General features: G+C 38.8%; 1 pseudogene. It reads left to right on the top strand.

Annotation, left to right across the window (positions count from 1 at the left end):
• The first annotated feature begins 139 nt into the window (after positions 1-139).
• A pseudogene (locus tag I4V84_RS19425) lies at positions 140-1,580 on the top strand (transposase).
• Positions 1,581-1,757: the final 177 nt, after the last annotated feature.

Raw genomic sequence — 1,757 nt, 5'->3', positions numbered from 1 at the left:
TAGGCGTTTGCGAAACGCCAAAAGCCGCATAAATACGGCATTTTTTTGTTGTTAAAATAAAATATCTCCTCAAGGTTTATGGTAAAATAGAATTGCCTAGAAACTAATTAACCAATCCACCTAAAGGAGATATACCTACATGATAACATATAAACAGCTCACTTTGGCAGAAATTTTTGAAGATTGTCAAAATAAATTCGACAACGACAAATATCAGTTCCTTTCGCTTCTTGATGAAGCCATTAACCTTGATGAAATTGTTCCTGTTTCTTTTATTTCTCATTTTTACGCCAGTACCGGAAGACCTCGCAAACATCAGCTTTATCCAATGCTTAAGTCACTTCTTATCCAACGTATTTTCTCAATCCCGACGGACACACTCCTGATTGTATTTCTGAAATTTTCCCAGGAACTGCGTGATTTCTGCGGTTTTGATGTTGTTCCGGATGGTTCCAAATTTACACGTTTCAAACAGGATTTTTTATCGGACTTACAATCTATGTTCGATCATCTTGTTGATCTGACCGAACCGATTTGCCAAAGGCTTGATCCTACCCTTGCTTCCATGACAATCTTTGATACCTCTGGCATTGAAGCATGGGTGACAGAAAATAACCCCAAATATGCCAACCGTATTATCAAGCAGCTAAAGGCTTTCAAAAAGTCCCATAACCTTGATGATTCCTATGATCCTTATAAAGCTGCTTATGGCTCTATGCCAACTCATGCGGCTTCCAATCAGGCAATCCAGCAGATGTACATCAATGGACATTTCTGTTACGCCTATAAATTTGGCATTATTACGAACGGGCTTGGTATTGTTCGTGACATCACTTTCTACAACAAGGACTTTCTAAAAAAACATCCTGATATCGTTGTAGGGAAGAAATCAGATTCACCGGATGAGGATAAATCCCTTGCCGATTCGAAAGCACTTCTTCCAGTTTTAATTGACTTTTTCCAGAAACATCCTTTAATAAATTCAAAGACGTTTCTTGGAGATGCTGCGTTTGATGCCATTAACATTTACAAATCCCTCTTTGAAGAAATTGGCTTTCAAAAAGCATTTATCCCTTTAAAAACAAAGCTTTCTGTGGAAGGAATCGACTATACTGTCAATGAAAACGGTATTCCCTGCTGTCCTCACGATCCATCACTTCCGATGCGGCGTGAAGGAAGCAGATCCCATTTGCGGAGCAAACTTCCTACCATGAAGTTTGTATGTCCAAAAATGAAATGGGAATACAATCCTGCCGACAAGTCAAAACGTCGCGTATGCCATTGTGACAATCCATGTACATCTTCTTCCTGCGGACGAATGATCTACATTTATCCTGAAAAGAACCTTCGTGCCTATCCTGGTGTAGAACGCGGCTCACAGGAATGGGAGGATACTTATAAGATCCGTGTAAATGTTGAAAAGTCAATCAACTATTTCAAAGATAGTTTCTGCATTGCAGATCGTAAAACACAGAATGAGAAAACACTTCATGCTGATTTACTGCTTGCAGGAATTACCCAGCTTGTTACTGTACTTGTCGCTGATAAGATTCATCAATACCAATACATCCGGAGTTTGAAGCCTTTGATTGCCTGATTATTAATATGCATACAATCTTTTCTTCGCAGTTTATCTGGGAAGTCTTTTAGTCATGTTTAAATTTAGAAGTACCTATTTTTCATCTTAAGAATCCTGCGTTGCAGGATTCTTACCGCTTTTTAGTCAGGATTGCGAACTTGTTTCGCAATTACCTATG

This window comes from Ruminococcus sp. 1001713B170207_170306_F1, from assembly GCF_015668065.1.
GTDB lineage: Bacteria > Bacillota > Clostridia > Lachnospirales > Lachnospiraceae > Blautia_A > Blautia_A faecis.
This window is presented reverse-complemented; position numbering and strand designations above follow the sequence as displayed.